Genomic DNA, 16,291 nt, shown 5'->3' on the forward strand with positions numbered 1-16,291 from the left:
CAGCGCGGCGCGCCGACCGCCGCCGGACAAGGGAGTCGCACCCATGGACCGCACCGATGGCACCGAAGACACCGAAGACACAGACCGGACCGAACGCACCGTGATCGTCGCGGGTGGTGGGCCCACCGGCCTGATGCTTGCCTGCGAGCTGCGGCTGCGGGGGGTGCCGACCGTCGTGCTCGAACGGCGCGCCGAACCCGTCCGCGCCTCGGCGGGCCAGGCCGTCCACGGCCGCACCCTGCAGGTGCTGCGCCAGCGCGGCCTGGCCGACCGTATCCGCGCTGGTGACGTCATGGCCTGGCCGCGGACCCCGTTCGCGTTGCTGTGGCTGGACATGGCCGAGGCGGACGAGCACGACCGCACCTACGGATTCCCGCAGTGGCGCCTGGAACGCCTGCTCGAGGAGCGGGCGGTCGAACTCGGCGCGGACATCCGACGCGGGCACGAGCTGACCGGCCTCGCCGAGGACGCCGCCGGGGTGACCGTCGAGGTGACGACGCCGACGGGCACCGAGCGCCTGCGCGCCGGGTACCTGGTCGGCGCGGACGGCCAGGACAGCGTGGTGCGGCGGGCTGCGGGCATCGGGGTCACGACCTTCGGGGAGAGCTACTACGGCCTGTTCGCAGACGTGGAGAAGACCCGCGGCGTCCGCATCGACTTCGACTCCTCGGTACGGCCGGGCGGCATGTTCGGCCTGGTCCCGCTGACCGCCGACAGGGTGCGGCTGATGACCATCGAGTTCGAACGTCCACCGGCGGGGGCCGACCTCGCGGCGGGCGCCGCCGCGGGGGGCGCCGTCGCGGCGGGCGCCGTCGCGGTGACCGAGGACGAGCTGCGCGACGCCGTCGCCCGCGTCACCGGCCAGGACCGCCCGCTCGGACGGATCCAGTTCGCGGGCCGATTCGGCGGGCCGGTGAGCCTGGCCGAGGCCTACCGGGCCGGCCGGGTGTTCCTCGCCGGCGACGCTGCCCACAACCTGTTCATATCTGGCACACAGAGCGTCAACACCGGCGTGCACGACGCGGTGAACCTCGGCTGGAAACTGGCCGCGGCGGTGAGCGGCGAGGCTCCCGCCGGTCTGCTCGACACCTATCACGCCGAGCGCCACCCGGTGGGGCTGCGCATGTGCCGTCACGCGCAGGTCTCGATGGCGCTGCTGCACCCGCTCGACCGGGTCGGCGTGCTGCGCGAGCTGGTGGACGACCTGCTGCGCTTCGACGAGGTCAACCGCTACCTGCTACGCCTGCCCTCCCAGGTGCGCTACCCGCTGGCCGGCCACGACCGCGGCGACGACGCGGCCGCTCTGCTCGGCGCCCCCGTCCCGGAGGCGCTGACCGCCGACGACGGTCCGGGGTCGGTCGCCGAGGCCCTGCGCCACGGGCGGGGAGTGCTGCTGGACCTCTCCGAAGGCACCTCCGACGCGCCGACCGCGGCAGCCGCCTGGGCGGACCGGGTCGAGCTGGTCCGCGCCAAGCCGCACCCGGAGGTGCCGGCGCGCGCCCTGCTGGTCCGCCCCGACGGCCACATCGCCCACGCCGAACCGGACGACGCCCCGCCGGCGCAGCCGGGCGCGCAGGGCGCTGCCGCCGACCTGCGCGCGGCGCTGGCCACCTGGTTCGGCCCGCCGATCCCCGGCTGAGGTCACACCTTCTCGACCGCGAAACCCCCCTTGATCCACTTGCTGGACTCGATGGCCACGGCAACCGCCCGATCGCCCGGGGCCATCTCACCCAGGAGCCGCTCGAGCTGCAGGAACGGCAGGGCGTTGCCGGTGTTGCCGGTCTCCTCGACGCAGGAGACCTCCTCGGCACCGGGAACGCCGAGCCGCTCCACGATGCGCGGGGTCATCCGCCCGGACAGCTGGGGCGGGAGCAGGTAGTCCAGATCGGTGTCCTTCCAGCCGAGGTCGTCGAGCAGGGAGCTCAGCATCTCCGCCGCCATCCGCGGCACGGACTCCTCGATGGCCTTGTAGTTCTCCCCGGCGGGCGGGCGCTCCCGGCCGCGGTCGGCCAGGCCGTACCACTCGAGCGTCTGGCCGGGCTCGCGGCCGAGGCCCGTGAGCGTCGTGGACACCCTGCGCATCACGGCACCGCCGCCGGGCGCCGTGGTGAGCAGCGCCGCCCCCGCCGCATCGCCGAACAGGATGAGGTTCACCAGCTGGGCCGGCGGCATGGTGGCGATGTCGATGCCCACGTCGAAGTGCTTGGCGGTGGTGTCGCCGCCCAGGACCAGCGCGGTGCGGTATCCCCCCGAGATCAGGCAGTGCGATGCCACCTCCAACGCCTGCACCGCGCCGGAGCAGCCGGACTGGAGCTGGAACGTCGGGATGCCGTTGATCCCCAGCCGGTCGGCGACCATGTTCAGCGTCGTCGGCATCAGCATGTCCGGCGTGGACGTGCCCATCACCATCAGGTCCACCGCCTGCGGGCCGAGGCCGGCGGCGGCCAGCGCCCGCGAGGCCGCGGTCGAGGCGAGGTCCGCCAGCGTCGCGTACTGCTCGCCGGTGTCCAGGTCACGCGCCAGGTAACGCAGTCGGGTGCCGATGAAGGCGTCCACCCACTGCTCCCACACGGAGTCCATGCGGAACAGCCGGGCCAGGCGTGCGTTGTCGACCGGGCTGCCGGGCAGCGCGGTGCCGACCGACAGGATGCGAATCTCGGGAGCCGTCATGCCCCTCATCGTCGGCGCGGGATCTAAAAGTCACCGAAATCCAGTCGTTTCCGCCGCGGCTCCGCCCGGACCCGCCCGGACCCGCCCGGACCCGCCCGGCCCGTCCGATCCGTCCGATCCGTCCGACCCGCACGACCCGCACGACCGGCCGCCCAAGCCCGACGAAGGGCTCCGTTTAGCCGCCCCCCGGAGCATGGCCGCACGGAGCAGTCTCACGGGAGGGTCCCTACCGACCATGGCGTCGCCCGACAGCGCACCCGCACCGAACGCCCCGCCACCCGACCTGTTCGACCTGTTCAGGTCCGGTGCGATCGTCGCCCGGTATCCCGAGGTGGCGGGGCTGCTCGCAGCCCTGTCCGAGACGGATCTCGGCCGCGCCGGGCAGTTGCTCGGCCGCATCGAGCCGGACAAGATCCTCGCCGAGCATCCCACCGTCCCGGTCGTGTCGGTCGCCGTCACGGCGCACGGGACGATCGATCCGCTGATCGGCGCGCTGACGGCGCAGGCGGCGCGGCACGGAGTGCTGCTGCGCCCGGTGCGCACCACCTTCGACTCGTACGTCTTCGAGCTCTCCGACCCGTCCAGCGCGCTGTACGCGGCCGGCACGGACCTGACGCTGTGCGTCCTGGACGCGCACGCCGTGTTCGACGAGGTGCCCCTGCCCTGGCGGCCGCAGGACGTGGCCGACGCGCTGGCCGCGAAGGTGGCCCTGCTCCGGCGGCTCGTGGAGACGTTCGAGGCGAACAGCCGGGGGACGCTCGTGCTCAACACCCTTCCCCTGCCGCGCCGGTACCCCGCCCAGCTCGTCGACCATCGCTCCCGCGCCCTGCTGGGGGCGCTCTGGCGCGAGGCCAACGCGGCCCTGCTCCGGCTCGCGCAGGACCACCCGGCGCTGGTGGTCGTCGACCTCGACCCGTTGATCGCCGACGGCGTCGCCGTGGCGGACGCGCGCCTGGACGTCTACGCCCGGATGCACCTGTCCACCCCGCTGCTCGCCGAGTACGCCCGCGAGGTCGGCCACCTGGTGAAGCTCGCCGCCGGCCGGACGAAGAAGACCCTGGTGCTCGACCTCGACGGCACGCTGTGGGCAGGCGTGCTCGGCGACGACGGCATCGAGGGCATCGAGGTCGCCGACACCCACCGTGGTGAGGCGTTCCGCGCCTTCCAGCGGGTGGTCAAGCAGCTCGGTTCCCAGGGCGTCCTGCTCGCCGTGGCCAGCAAGAACGACCAGGAGCTGGTCCGCCGGGCGCTGCGCGAGCACCCCGGGATGACGCTGGCCGAGGACGACCTCGTCCGCGTCACCGCGTCCTGGCGGCCCAAACCCGAGGGCCTCACGGAGCTGGCTGAGCTGCTCAACCTGGGGGTGGACAGCTTCGTGTTCGCCGACGACAGCGCGCTCGAGTGCGGGCTGGTCCGCGCTACCCTGCCCGGCGTCGCCGTGGTGCACCTCGACGGCGACCCCGCGCTGCACGTGGACAGGCTGCTGCGCGACGGCTGGTTCGACAGCCTCGACCTGACGGCCGAGGACCGGGCCCGGGTCGCGACCTACCGGCAGGAGGCCGAACGCGGCGACTTCCTGGACTCCTTCGCGTCGCTCCAGGACTATCTGCGCGAGCTTGGGGTCAGCGTGCGGCTGGCCGACGTCGACGAGCGGGACGTGGCCCGGGTGTCCCAGCTCATGCTGCGCACCAACCAGTTCAACCTCACCACGCGGCGGCTGCAGCAACCGGACGTGCGCGCGATGCTCGCCGATCCCGCCGTGCGGCTGCTCGCCATCCACTCAGCCGACCGCTTCGGCGACAACGGGACGGTCGGCGCCGTCGTGCTCCGCCGCACCGACGACCTCGTCCACATCGACGACTTCGTGCTGAGCTGCCGGGTGTTCTCCCGGGGCATCGAGCAGGCGTGCCTGGCCGCGGTCCTGCGGCACGCCCGGGCGAGCGGGGCGCGGGCGGTCGTCGGCGCCTACCGGCCCACCGCCCGCAACGGTGTGGTCGCCGACCTCTACCCGCGCTACGGCTTCGAGCCGGCCGACACCCCCGGTGACGACGCCACCTCGACCTTCCGCCACGACCTGCGCGAGCCGCTGGCCGCACCCGACCACATCAGTTTCGACGACGGACTGGCCACCAAGGAGGACGCGCGGTGAACGACCTGACGGATTTCCTCGCCCTCATCCGCGACGAGCTGGGACTGGAGGTCTCCGAGGGCGACGGCGAGCGCAGCCTGGACGAGATCCCGGGGTGGGACTCGGTGCACCTGCTGTGGCTGCTGTCGCTCGTGGAACAGCGGACCGGCCGTCCGGTGTCGCTGCCCGACGTGCTCGAGGCGCCGGACCTGCGCTCGATCTACACGGTGCTCGCCGGCTGAAGACGCTCGCCGGCTGAAGACGCTCGCGGGCTGACGGCCCCACGCCACCGGCCGGGACGCGGATACCACCGCGTCCCGGCCGGCTGCGTGCGTGCCGCTGTGGCGACCGAGATCAGGTCCCCACCGGAGCGTCGTCCGGCCTGCCCTGGGCGGGGTCCTGCCCGGCCGCCGACGACGCGCCGCGCTGGGCGGCGACGCCCCGACCGGCGGGGTCCGGGCCGGCCGTGGTTGCGGGCGCCGCGTCCCCGACCGGAACCGGACGGGTGAGCAGCACGACGAGGAAGATGACGGCGACGAAGATCGCCCCGACCGTGAACGCCTCGGCCACGCCGTGGGCCAGCACGTACTTCGCCAGTTCGGGCGGGGCGAGGCCGGCGGGGGCGTCGTCGCGGGCGTGCCGGCCGGCGCTGCCGAAGACGGTCACGAGCACCGCCAGGCCCAGCGAACCGCCGACCTGCTGGGTGGTGACCATCATGCTCGCGGCCGCACCCGACTGCTCCGGGGCCACGCCCGCGACGAGACTCACGCTCAGCGGGACGAACAGCAGACCCAGCCCCGCTCCGAACATCAGCAGCGGCCCGAACACGACCGACAGGTAGCTGCTGCTCACCGAGACCTGTGCCAGCCACGCCATGGCCCCGATGCTGAGCGCCGAGCCGACGAGCATGAGCGGCTTGGGACCGACCTTGGGCAGCAGCTTCGACGCCCGCGACGCCGACACCAGGATCCCCAGGGACAGGGGGAGGAAGGCGAGCCCGGCGCGCAGCGCGCTGAAGTCGAGGATCTCCTGCAGCACCTGGGTGCCGAAGAAGAACATGCTCAGCATGCTGCCGGTGAGCAGGAGCATGAGCAGGTAGGTCCGGGCCCGGCTGGCCTCGGCGACCAGCCGCAGGGGGACGACCGGCTGCACGGCGCGGGTCTCGATGACCGCGAACACCGCCAGCGCGACGACGGCGAGCACGAACGCGCTGATGGTCTGGCCGTCGCTCCAGCCGTCCGACGACGCGCGGATGAACCCGTAGACCAGGGACGCCAGCCCGACGACGGAGGCCAGCGCCCCCGCGGCGTCGAAGCGTCCCTCGTTGCGCGGGGGCGTCCGCAGGTATCGGGGCGCCAGAAGCACGATGAACAGGCCGAACGGCACGTTGATGAACATCACCCACCGCCAGGACAGCCAGGTGGTGAGCATGCCGCCGACGATCAGCCCGATCGAGCCGCCGACGCCGGACACCGCCGCCCAGGCGCCCATCGCCCGGGTGCGAGCCGGCCCCTCGGGGAAGTTGGCGGTGATGAGCGCCAGCGCGTTCGGCGACGCGCAGGCGGCCCCGGCGCCCTGGCCGACCCTGGCGGCGACCAGCATCCACGACTCGGTCGACAGCCCACCGAGCAGCGAGGAGAGGGTGAACAGGGCGATGCCGCCCAGCAGCGTGTTGCGCCGCCCGAGAATGTCCCCGGTCCGGCCGCCGAGCAGGAGCAGGCCGCCGTAGGCCAGCGTGTAGGCGTTCAGTACCCACGCCAGGTTGGTGGAGGAGAAGTGGAGGGTCTCCTGGACCTTCGGCAGGGCGACGTTCACGATCGTGATGTCGAGGACGAGCATGAGCTGGCAGCTCACGATCGTGATCAGCGCGATGCGGGCGCGCCTCGCCTCCTCGGGCGGCTGTTCGCCGACGATCTCGCCCTGGGGCGACGAGGACATGGATGCCTCCCGGTCAAATCCGCTAGGGAACGTTCTCGTACCCTAACGGCAGGCTAGCAGACCACCACCGCCTCGGCCGGCGGCGCGCCAGCAGCCGCTCAGGCCGTGCCGGCCGGATCCAGCCCGGTGTCCTCCGTGAGGATCGCGTGGTAAAGCCCACGCAGCACCCGCCCCGGTTCCAGCCCGACCGCATCGAGGAGATGCCGCCGCACGGAATGGAAGACGCGCAGCGCGTCCGCCTGGCGTTCCGACCGGTACAGCGCGAGCATGAGTTGTTGGTGGAACTTCTCCCGGGTCGGGTGCTCGGCGGCGAGCGCATAAAGCGCGCCGACCACCTCCCGGTGCCGGCCGAGGGCGAGTTTCACATTCATCAGCATCTCGGTGCATTCAAGCCTGGTCTCCTCCAGCCGCCCCACATATCCCTCGAGGACCGAGGATCCCCGCAAGCCGTCGAGAGCCGGCCCCCGCCACACTGCGAGCGCCGACTCAAGAAGGTCGACGGCCGCCTCGCGATCCCCCCGGTCCGCGTGTTCTCGACCCTCCTCCATCTGCCGCTGGAATTGCTCGACGTCCAGCTCGTCGTCCCTCAGCAACAACCGGTATCCGGGCGATCGGGTAACAATCCCGCCAACCGCGTTCGCATTGCCGAGAAATTTCCTCAGGTGCGATACGTAGACATGCACCGCAGCGTTCGCCTGGGCCGGAGGATCGTCTCCCCAGATCTCCGAGACCAGCCTTTCCATCGGCACTATCTGGCCACTGCGAATAAGCAGGACGGACAGCGTCACCGCCGTCTTCCGGGCGTTGAGAGAAAATGCCCGGTCGCCGTCCACCACGCGGAGGCAACCCAGCGTCTCGTACCTCATGACACCCCCAGATGCTCGTCGTACTCGGGGATCGACCCCGTGGATCTTGCCGGGTGCGCCCGCCGGGCCGGGCCCGGATACACGCGAGAACCATTTCCCGAACCACGATGCCGTGGTGGAATGTGGGACCGACGGATGGGGAACCTCCACTACGGACGACCTCGACGTGCACTGAACTCCGTGGCCCCACCATCCATCGTAATCACCTCCGGCCCGACCACGAGCCGATACGCGAGACCGCGACAATGAGCGGCATCCACGGACCACGTGCGGGCAGCGCCGCCTTCCCGCCACACATGACGCCACATCGACCGGCACGGCCAGGTCCAGGGCGGTTCTTCACGACCCGCGGCCGACTTTGTGACGAATTTCACGACCAGCGCAACGGCGACCGGTAACCGCCCGTCGACCCGCGTACCGGCATACCCTTCTTCAGGATCTGCCAAGTCTAACTTTAGACGGCGCAACCAGAGTGACCAGCCAGGCGGATCCGGGCGGTCGCCCGCCGGCGGACCGGACGTTTTCCCGCCGACCGCGTGGCCGGTGGGCCCGCCCTCGGCGTGGCCCGGCCGTCGTGCGCCCGGTCGATCGTGCCCTGAGTCGAAGGAGTCGCTCTGGCGATGATTTACGAGATCATGGGAGAGATGCGGATCCGGGATGGCCTCGACGAATTCTCGCTGACCGCGACGAAGGTGGAGATCCTGCTCGCCACCCTGCTGGTCCGGGCCGGGCAGACCGTGTCCATGGATCAGCTGCTCGGGGAGCTGTGGCAGGGCTCGCCCCCCCGGCGGGCGGCCGCCGGGGTCCACGTCTACGTCTCCCAGTTGCGCAAGTTCCTGCGTCGGCCGGCCGGCGCCCGCAGCCCGATCGTCACCCGCTCCCCCGGCTACCTGCTCCACCTCGGCGACGACGAGATCGACGCCGACGCCTTCCGGCACGCCGCCCGGATCGGACGGGCCAGGCTGCGGGCGGGGCGGTACGAGGAGGCCGCCGCGGTGCTCGAGACCGGCCTCGCGCTGTGGCGCGGACCGGCGCTGGGCGGCCTGCGGGGCGGCCCGATCGTCGACAACTTCGTCACATGGATGGAGGAGGCCCGACTGGAGTGTCTCGAGGTGATGATCGAGGCGAAGCTCCGGCTGGGCCGCCACCGCGAGCTGCTGAGCCTGCTCTACGAGCTCGTCTCCGAGCATCCGCTGCGGGAGTCCTACTACCGCCAGCTCGCCGTCGCCCTGCACCGCGACGACCGGCAGGCCGACGCCGTCCAGATCTCCCAGCGGGCCCAGGCCGTGATCAGTTGCCAGCTCGCCGCCGACAGCGGTGCCACCGGCGCCCGGATGGCGCTCTGCTGACCCGCCTGCCACCGCTCGCCACCGCGGCGTGACCGCTCGTCACCGCCGGAGAGGACGCAATCCGATGACTTCACCCGGACGACCCTCCACCGCCATGCCCGTACCCGTGCGTACGCAGTGGACCGGTTCCACCGGCCTGCGCCTGGTCGGCGACGACTGGGGCGGGCCCGGCCGCCCCGTCCTGCTGCTGCACGGCGGCGGTCAGACCCGTCACGCCTGGGGCGGCACCGCCGCCGCGCTCGCGGCGCGCGGCTACCGGGCGATCGCGCTCGACGGGCGCGGCCACGGCGAGAGCGAGTGGGACCCCGCCGGGGACTACTCGCTCAACGCCTACGTGGCGGACCTGCGCGCGGTGCGCGCCACGATCGACCAGCCGCCGGTGCTGGTCGGGGCGTCGCTGGGCGGCATGACGTCGCTGCTGGCGGTCGGCGAGGGCGAGGGTGGCGGCGGCCTCGCCCGCGCGCTGGTGCTGGTCGACGTCGCCCCGCGCATCGAGAGCAGCGGCACCGACCGCATCCGGGCGTTCATGACCGCGAACCCGGACGGGTTCGCCAGCCTGGACGAGGTCGCCGACGCCATCGCCGCCTACCTGCCTGGCCGGCGCCGCCCCCGTGACCTCAGCGGCCTGGCCAAGAACGTCCACCAGGGCCCCGACGGCCGCTACCGGTGGCACTGGGACCCCGCGTTCATCACCGGGGGCCCCGCCGAGGAGGTGCGCACCGACCGGGCCGCCCGCGCGGCGGTCGGCGTGCGCGTGCCGACGCTGCTCGTGCGGGGCATGCTCAGCGACGTCGTCAGCCCGCGCGGCGCGGCCGAGCTGCTGGAGCTGATCCCGCACGCGGGACACGTCGACGTCAGCGGGGCCCGGCACATGGTGGCGGGCGACCGCAACGACGCCTTCACCGCGACGATCGTCGAGTTCCTCGCGGGGCTCGAGTCGACGGCGGACGAACGCCGCGAGCACTGAGGCCGGGGAATCATCGTGATCAACCGATCGAGGAGGTAGGACGTGTCGACTCGCGGGCTGTACACCACGGCGGTCGAGGACTGGAGTTCCACCATCCCGGCGACGGGTGCCGCGCGGTTCGCCTGGGACTACGACGACGGCCGCGCGCGGCTGCTCGCCCTGTACCAGAAGGGCAAGGACAAGCAGTGGGACTCGGTGACGCGCATCGCCTGGGACACCGAGGTCGACCCCTACGACGCGCTCGGCATGCCGGACGCCTCTATCGCCATCCATGACTCGGACGTGTGGCGGAAGATGAGCGAGCGCGAGCACCGCGAGGTCCGCCGGCACGTCGCGTCCTGGCAGTTCTCCCAGTTCCTGCACGGCGAGCAGGGCGCGGTCGTGTGCGCCTCGCGGGTGGTCGAGTCCGTGCCCGACCTGGACGCCAAGTTCTACGGGGCTACCCAGGTGATGGACGAGGCACGCCACGTCGAGGTGTTCTCCCGCTTCCTGCACGAGAAGCTGGGGCTGGTCTATCCCATCAACGACCAGCTCTGGAAGCTGCTGGAGGCCACGCTCGCCGACTCGCGCTGGGACATGCCCTACCTCGGCATGCAGGTGCTGGTCGAGGGGCTCGCGCTGGCGGCGTTCGGACTGATCCGCGACCTGACGACCAAGCCGCTGGCCAAGCAGCTGCTCGCCTACGTCATGCAGGACGAGGCGCGCCACGTCGCGTTCGGACGGCTCGCGCTGCGCGACTACTACCAGCAGATCACCGAGGCGGAGCGGCGCGAGCGCGAGGACTTCGTGATCGAGGGCTGCTACCTCATGCGCGACCGGATCCAGGGCACCGAGGTCTGGGAGAACTTCGGCATCCCGGCCCAGCAGTCCCGGGAGCTGCTGGCGGCCTCCCCCCACACCACCGCCTTCCGCAGCCTGCTGTTCAGCCGGCTGGTCCCCTGCGTGCGCGACATCGGGCTGTGGAGCGAACGGATTCAGAACGTCTACACCGACCTGGGTGTCATCGACCTGGCCCGCCAGGACCTCGAGGCCCTCATGCGGCAGGACGAGCAGGTGGCGGACACCCTCGACGCCGGCCTGTCCGCCGAGGAGGCGGCGCGGCGCGCGGAGGTCGACGAGGTGATCGCCCACGCCGCCGACTCCTGAGCCACCCCGGACCGGGAGCCCCATCCGAGCCCCGGAACCGCCCGAGACCCAGAACCGCCCGAGACCCAGAACCGCCCGAGACCCAGAACCGCCCGAGACCCGGAGCCGACCGGACCAGGAAAGGACGCGGATGGACGGAGAGCCGATCGCCCGCGAACGTCGCCACACCCTGTTCTTCCTCGACGAGGTCCGCGCGTTCTCCCCCGTCTTCCTCGACACGGAGATCGACATGACGGCGGTGTCCGCGCATCGGGCTGCCGCGCGGCGCGCGGGCGCGCACTACTCGGTGGTCAGCTACGTGCTGTGGGCGGCGGCGCGGGTGCTCGCCCGCCACCCCGAGGCCAACTCCGCGATTCGCGGGCGGCTGCGACCGCGGGTGCTGCGCCACCGGTTCGTCAACGGCAAGATCACCCTGGACAAGACCCTCGGCGGGCAGCGCGTGGTGCTCTCGGCGGTGCTGCGCAACCTGCAGGAGACGTCGCTGGCCGACGTGCAGCGCCAGATCGTCCACCTCCGCGACGGCGATCCGGAGCGGCTGCGGGAGTTCGCCGGGGTCCGGGCCCTGCACCGTCGGCGCTGGCCGTCGAGCCTGCGCCGGTTCCGCCAGGCGGCCCGGCCCCTGCCGAAGCGGGCGTTCGTCATGGGAACCTTCGCGGTGACGTCGCTGGGGCATCGGCCGATCGACGGATTTCATTCGGTCGGTGGCACTACGATCACCCTGGGACTCGGCCGGGTGGTCGATCGCCCGGTCGTACGGGCCGGCAGCATCGCGATCGCTCCGATCATGCGGTTGAATCTCGCGTTCGACCATCGGGTGATCGACGGAGCGGAGGCTGCCGACGTGCTGGACGAGATCAGAGCCGTCCTGGAATCGTTCCCGGCCGAGCGGGAGGCCGCGGGCGACGCGGACCCCGCGGCATCGGCCGAGCGGGAGCCGCAGGCCGTCGCCCTGGACCGGTCGGTGTGAACCAGCCGCGGTGGGGCACGGCGGGTGGCCGGGGGCCAGCGATGCTCACCGGCGCGGGCCGGGAGGGGCGCCGGTGAGCATCGGGGTCTCCCTGCCGACCCGGGTGGCGCCCGGTAGCTCCCGGGATCTGCTCAGCGTCCTCGTCGACCACGCCCGCGAGGCCGCCGAGCTGGGCGTCGACTCGGTCTGGCTCTCCCAGGGCCTCGACCTCGACGCGATCGCGGTGGCGACCGTCCTCGGCCGCGAGGTCGCGGGCGTGCGGATCGGTACCGCGGCGGTGCCGGTGTACCCGCGCCACCCGCTCGTCCTCGCCTCCGCGGCCCGCACCGCGCAGCTCGCCGCCGGCGGGCGCTTCGCGCTCGGCGTGGGCCTCGGCAACCAGGCGATGGTGGAGCGCATCTACGGCGTCCCGTTCGACCGGCCGATCCGCCATCTGCGGGACTGCCTGCGGGTGCTGCGCAGCGCCCTGACAACGGGGGACGCCGACGTGGAGGGTCCCACCGTGACCGCCCGCCTCGGCGCGGCGTCCCCCGGCAGCGAGCGCACCATCACCGCCCCGATCCCGCTGCTCGTCGCGGCGATGGCCCCCCAGACCCTGCGCGCCGTCGGTGAGCTCGCCGACGGCACCCTGCCCTATCTCGCCGGCCCCCGCGCCCTGGGCGAGTTCATCGTCCCGGCCGTCACGGCGGCGGCGCGGGCGGCGGGCCGGCCCGCTCCCACCATCGGCGCCGGCGTGCCCGCCGTGGTCACCGACGATGTCGACGCGGCCCGCGCGCAGGCGGAGCGGGCGCTGGCGTTCTACGCCACCATCCCCTCCTACCGCGCCGTGCTGGACCGGGAAGGGGTCAGCCCCGGGCAACTCGCCCTGATCGGCGACGAGGACACCGTCGCCGCAGGCATCGCGCGGTACCTGGACGCCGGCGCGACCGACGTGCGCATCAGCCCCGTCGCCCTGCGCACCGACTCGGAACGGGTGCGCACCTGGCGGCTGGCCGGCGACCTGGCCCGGCGCGCCCGGTCCGGCGCCAGCCCGACCACCGCCACGCCGGGCCCGCGCTGACCGCATGCGGCGCGGGTAGTCTCGCGAGGGAACAGCGATCCGCCCGTCGCGCCGCCGCAGGCCCGGCTGGCGAGCGGGGCCGACGGACGGGAGGCGAGTGACCGTGACCGTGAGCCCTGGCGCCGTGAGCCCTGGCGCCGTCCGCCCGGTCGAGGTGCGCTCTGCCCCGGTCGCGGTGGCGACGCGGCGCCGCGGCGACGCCCTTCGCCGCGCGATCTACGATGCGGTGTTCGACCAGCTTCGCACCGGCGGGTACGCCAACCTGACGATGGACCGGGTCGCGGCCGCCGCCCAGACCAGCAAGGCGGTCCTCTACCGTCGCTGGGCCTCCAAGGAGGAGATGGTCGCCGAGGCGCTGCGGCACACGCTGCCCGCGCCCGCCGACGTGCCGCTGACCGGGGACGTGCGCGCCGACGTCCACGCGCTGCTGCGGTGCGTGCAGGCCGCCTTCACCTCGACCCGGGGCACCGCGTTCCAGCTCGTGTCGGCCGAGGCGGGCTGCGACCGTCCTCTCATCCGCCAGACGATCATCGACCACGTGGTCGAGCCGTGCATCGAGCTCATCCTGGACGTGCTGCGCCGGGCTGCCGATCGCGGCGAGGTTCGGCCCGAGGCCGTCAGCGAACTCGTCGCGGCCAGCGGGCCGGCCATGCTCGTGCAGTACTCGCTGGTCCGCGAGCCCATCGTGCCCGACGAGTTCGTCGCCTCGGTGGTCGAGCAGATCGTCGTACCGCTCGCCAGGCCGGGCCGCTGACCGACCGCGCCCGTCGTCCGGCCAGCACGGCCAGCTCAGCCAGCTCAGCCAGCCGGGCGTAAGGCCGGCTTCAGCCAGATGCAAGACCGTACCTCCAGGCCACAGGTCAGGCCACAGGTGAGGAGGTACGACCGTGAACGACGTCGCCGAGCTCAGGCAGTACGTCGTCGTGCACGCCCGCGCTCAGGGCATCGCCCCGGCGCAGTACGAGCCGCTGCTGGCGGCGATCGCGCACGACGACGACGGCCCGGGCTCGTGGGTGCGGACCTGGTGCGTCGCGGGCGAGGCGCTGGAGACCGGCGGCCGCCTGCTCGACGCGGCGCGGCACTACAACATGGCCCGCTTCCCGTTCGTCGACGGGCCGGCCCGCCAGGACGCGCTGGACCGTGCCGTACGCGTGTTCGATCGCTGGGCCCGGCGCGACACCCCACTGCGCCGGGTGGACCTCGACCTGCCGCAGGGTCGGCTCGGCTGTTGGACCGTCGGGCTCAAGCCCGGCGAGCCACGACCGCTGCTGATCGTCTCGGGTGGCATCATCAGCATCAAGGAACAGTGGGCGCCGCTGCTGCTGCGCGCCCGCGCGCTGGGCATGGCCGGGGTGGTGACCGAGCTGCCCGGGGTCGGGGAGAACACCGCCCGTTACACCGCCCGCAGCGCCCGTCTGCTGCCCGACCTGCTCGACGCCCTCGCCGACCGCGGCGTGGACGTCAGCCGCACGTACGCGATCGCGCTGAGCTTCAGCGGCCATCTGGCGCTGAGCGCGGCGCCCGGGGAGGCCCGGCTGCGCGGGCTCGTGCTTGCCGGGGCGCCGGTGAGCGACTTCTTCACCGACCGGGACTGGCAGCGCCGCCTGCCCGCCGTCACCGTCGACACCCTCGCGCATCTCACCGGCGAGGCCGACCCGCTCGCGGCGATGCGGGACTGGGCGCTTGGGCCCGAGCGGCTGCGCTCGATCACGATTCCCGTCCACACCCTGGTCAGTCGCCGCGACGAGATCATCCCGCCCGGTGACGTGCGGCGGCTGCGCCGGGACCTGCGGCGCGTGCGCGTCCGGACCAACGACGACGTGCACGGCTCGCCAGGTCACGTCGCCGAGAGCGGCCTGTGGCTCGTGCTGTCCCTGCTGCGGATGATGCGCGCCGACCGGCGTCAGCAGGCGGAGCTGCGCTGGCGGCTGGGGAAGGCCCGCGCGCGACGCCGGTTCGCCGCCGGCACCGCCTGATCCGCCGGTCGGCTCCGCACCGACACCGGCACCACCACCATGTGATCATGGCCCGTCATCGGGCCGGGGAGGCTGGTAGGGATGAAGATCCACGCTGCCGTGCTCCGTGACCGCGGCGGACCGCTGCGCATCGAGGAACTGGACCTGTCGGGCCCCGGCTTCGGGGAGATCCTGGTCCGGGTCGTGGGCGCCGGGATGTGCCGCACCGACTTCATGCCCCGCCACGGCGAGCTCGTGCCGGTCCCGCTCGTGCCGGGACACGAGGGCGCGGGCGTGGTCGAGGAGGTCGGCCCCGGCGTCACGCGCGTCCGGCCCGGCGACCACGTGGTGATCAGTTTCGACTCGTGCGGAGGGTGCGGGCACTGCCGGGCCGGCACGCCCTCCTACTGCGACGAGTTCATCTTCCGCAACCTGTCCGGGCTGCGCGTCGACGGCAGTACCAGCCTCGCCGACGCGCACGGGGCCCCGGTGGGCGGGCGCTGGTTCGGCCAGTCGTCGTTCGCGACCCACGCGATCGTGACGGAACGCAACGCCGTGACCGTCGACCGGTCGCTGCCTCTCGACCAGCTCGCGCCGCTCGGGTGCGGGCTGCTGACCGGTGCGGGCGCGGTGTTCGGCCCGGCGAACGTCTCGGCCGGCGACAGCGTGGTGGTCTTCGGCTGCGGCACCGTGGGCCTCGCCGCGGTGATGGCCGCCCGGATCGCCGGGGCGAGCACCATCGTCGCCGTCGAGCCACACCCGAAACGACGGGAACTCGCCACCGAGCTCGGCGCCACCCACACCGTGGAAGGCGCCGACCCGGACCTGTCCGCGCGCGTCGCCGGCTGGACCGGCGGCGGCGCCCACTTCGCCCTCGACACCACGGGCGTGCCCCAGGTCGCCGTCGCGGCGCTGGGCACGGTGCGCGCCCGGGGGCTGTGCGGCCTGGTCGGCACCGGGGGCGGGGAGCTCGTCGTGCCCGTCGCGGCGATGGTGACCGGCCGGACGCTGCGGTATCTGATGGAGGGCGACGCGGACCCGGCCCGGCTGGTCCCCCGGCTGATCGCGCTGTGGCAGCAGGGTCGCTTCCCCTTCGACCGGTTGCTGCGCAGCTACCCGCTGTCCGACATCGCCGCGGCCGAACGCGACTTCGACTCCGGCGACGTCGTCAAGCCGGTGCTGCTGCCCAGCGCCTGAGCCTGGACCCGACCCGACCCCACCCGGACCCGACCCGGACCCGACCCG

The 16,291-nt window shown here is 73.0% G+C and carries 14 protein-coding genes; 11 read left to right on the plus strand and 3 right to left on the minus strand.

The annotated features are described in order from the left end of the window. The first annotated feature begins 43 nt into the window (after nt 1-43). Nucleotides 44-1,639, plus strand: coding sequence for an FAD-dependent monooxygenase (locus AC5R91_RS04675; protein ID WP_495395874.1), 1,596 nt, complete (start codon nt 44-46; stop codon nt 1,637-1,639). Nucleotides 1,640-1,641: 2 nt separating this feature from the next. Here AC5R91_RS04675 and AC5R91_RS04680 read toward each other — a convergent pair whose 3' ends face one another. Continuing rightward, nucleotides 1,642-2,670, minus strand: a complete 1,029-nt coding sequence (locus tag AC5R91_RS04680; RefSeq protein WP_495395875.1) for a 3-oxoacyl-ACP synthase III family protein — start codon at nt 2,668-2,670, stop codon at nt 1,642-1,644. Between the two features lie 235 nt (nt 2,671-2,905). Here AC5R91_RS04680 and AC5R91_RS04685 point away from each other — a divergent pair, with 235 nt between their 5' ends. Continuing rightward, a complete protein-coding gene (locus AC5R91_RS04685; protein WP_495395876.1) occupies nt 2,906-4,819 on the plus strand; it encodes an HAD-IIIC family phosphatase in 1,914 nt (637 codons plus the stop codon). Next, entirely contained in the window at nt 4,816-5,040 is a 225-nt protein-coding gene (locus tag AC5R91_RS04690) for an acyl carrier protein (protein WP_495395877.1), read from the plus strand. Before AC5R91_RS04685 ends, AC5R91_RS04690 begins: the two co-directional genes overlap by 4 nt. A 112-nt stretch (nt 5,041-5,152) precedes the next feature. Here AC5R91_RS04690 and AC5R91_RS04695 read toward each other — a convergent pair whose 3' ends face one another. After that, nucleotides 5,153-6,736 (minus strand): MFS transporter, encoded by a 1,584-nt coding sequence (locus tag AC5R91_RS04695; protein WP_495395878.1) that lies wholly within the window; start codon nt 6,734-6,736, stop codon nt 5,153-5,155. Between the two features lie 98 nt (nt 6,737-6,834). Then, on the minus strand, nt 6,835-7,602 hold the full coding sequence (locus tag AC5R91_RS04700) for an AfsR/SARP family transcriptional regulator (protein WP_495395879.1): 768 nt from the start codon (nt 7,600-7,602) through the stop codon (nt 6,835-6,837). A 620-nt stretch (nt 7,603-8,222) separates the two neighbouring features. On the opposite strand from AC5R91_RS04700, the gene AC5R91_RS04705 reads away from it, so the two are divergent. From AC5R91_RS04705 to AC5R91_RS04740, 8 genes are all read left to right on the plus strand, one after another. Then, nucleotides 8,223-8,951 (plus strand): AfsR/SARP family transcriptional regulator, encoded by a 729-nt coding sequence (locus AC5R91_RS04705; protein ID WP_495395880.1) that lies wholly within the window; start codon nt 8,223-8,225, stop codon nt 8,949-8,951. Nucleotides 8,952-9,045: 94 nt separating this feature from the next. Continuing rightward, nucleotides 9,046-9,918 carry an alpha/beta fold hydrolase gene (locus tag AC5R91_RS04710; protein ID WP_495395881.1) on the plus strand — a complete coding sequence of 291 codons (873 nt, stop codon included), beginning with the start codon at nt 9,046-9,048 and terminating at the stop codon, nt 9,916-9,918. 42 nt (nt 9,919-9,960) lie between these two features. Next, the gene (locus tag AC5R91_RS04715; RefSeq protein ID WP_495395882.1) at nt 9,961-11,064 is read left to right on the plus strand and encodes a ferritin-like domain-containing protein; all 1,104 of its coding nucleotides are present in this window, start codon (nt 9,961-9,963) and stop codon (nt 11,062-11,064) included. Between the two features lie 130 nt (nt 11,065-11,194). Then, on the plus strand, nt 11,195-12,031 hold the full coding sequence (locus AC5R91_RS04720; protein WP_495395883.1) for a 2-oxo acid dehydrogenase subunit E2: 837 nt from the start codon (nt 11,195-11,197) through the stop codon (nt 12,029-12,031). A gap of 73 nt (nt 12,032-12,104) precedes the next feature. Continuing rightward, the gene (locus AC5R91_RS04725) at nt 12,105-13,091 is read left to right on the plus strand and encodes a TIGR03564 family F420-dependent LLM class oxidoreductase (RefSeq protein WP_495395884.1); all 987 of its coding nucleotides are present in this window, start codon (nt 12,105-12,107) and stop codon (nt 13,089-13,091) included. A 103-nt stretch (nt 13,092-13,194) separates the two neighbouring features. Further along, the gene (locus AC5R91_RS04730; RefSeq protein ID WP_495395885.1) at nt 13,195-13,845 is read left to right on the plus strand and encodes a TetR/AcrR family transcriptional regulator; all 651 of its coding nucleotides are present in this window, start codon (nt 13,195-13,197) and stop codon (nt 13,843-13,845) included. A 133-nt stretch (nt 13,846-13,978) separates the two neighbouring features. Next, on the plus strand, nt 13,979-15,067 hold the full coding sequence (locus AC5R91_RS04735) for an alpha/beta hydrolase (protein WP_495395886.1): 1,089 nt from the start codon (nt 13,979-13,981) through the stop codon (nt 15,065-15,067). A gap of 81 nt (nt 15,068-15,148) precedes the next feature. Continuing rightward, the gene (locus AC5R91_RS04740) at nt 15,149-16,243 is read left to right on the plus strand and encodes an NAD(P)-dependent alcohol dehydrogenase (protein ID WP_495395887.1); all 1,095 of its coding nucleotides are present in this window, start codon (nt 15,149-15,151) and stop codon (nt 16,241-16,243) included. Nucleotides 16,244-16,291 lie beyond the last annotated feature (48 nt).

Source organism: Frankia sp. BMG5.60, assembly GCF_059428125.1.

Coding starts and splice junctions, on each gene's coding strand:
- AC5R91_RS04675 (WP_495395874.1), top strand. CDS start 44: ATGGACCGCACCGATGGCACCGAAGACACCGAAGACACAGACCGGACC.
- AC5R91_RS04680 (WP_495395875.1), bottom strand. CDS start 2,670: ATGACGGCTCCCGAGATTCGCATCCTGTCGGTCGGCACCGCGCTGCCC.
- AC5R91_RS04685 (WP_495395876.1), top strand. CDS start 2,906: ATGGCGTCGCCCGACAGCGCACCCGCACCGAACGCCCCGCCACCCGAC.
- AC5R91_RS04695 (WP_495395878.1), bottom strand. CDS start 6,736: ATGTCCTCGTCGCCCCAGGGCGAGATCGTCGGCGAACAGCCGCCCGAG.
- AC5R91_RS04700 (WP_495395879.1), bottom strand. CDS start 7,602: ATGAGGTACGAGACGCTGGGTTGCCTCCGCGTGGTGGACGGCGACCGG.
- AC5R91_RS04705 (WP_495395880.1), top strand. CDS start 8,223: ATGATTTACGAGATCATGGGAGAGATGCGGATCCGGGATGGCCTCGAC.
- AC5R91_RS04710 (WP_495395881.1), top strand. CDS start 9,046: ATGCCCGTACCCGTGCGTACGCAGTGGACCGGTTCCACCGGCCTGCGC.
- AC5R91_RS04720 (WP_495395883.1), top strand. CDS start 11,195: ATGGACGGAGAGCCGATCGCCCGCGAACGTCGCCACACCCTGTTCTTC.
- AC5R91_RS04740 (WP_495395887.1), top strand. CDS start 15,149: ATGAAGATCCACGCTGCCGTGCTCCGTGACCGCGGCGGACCGCTGCGC.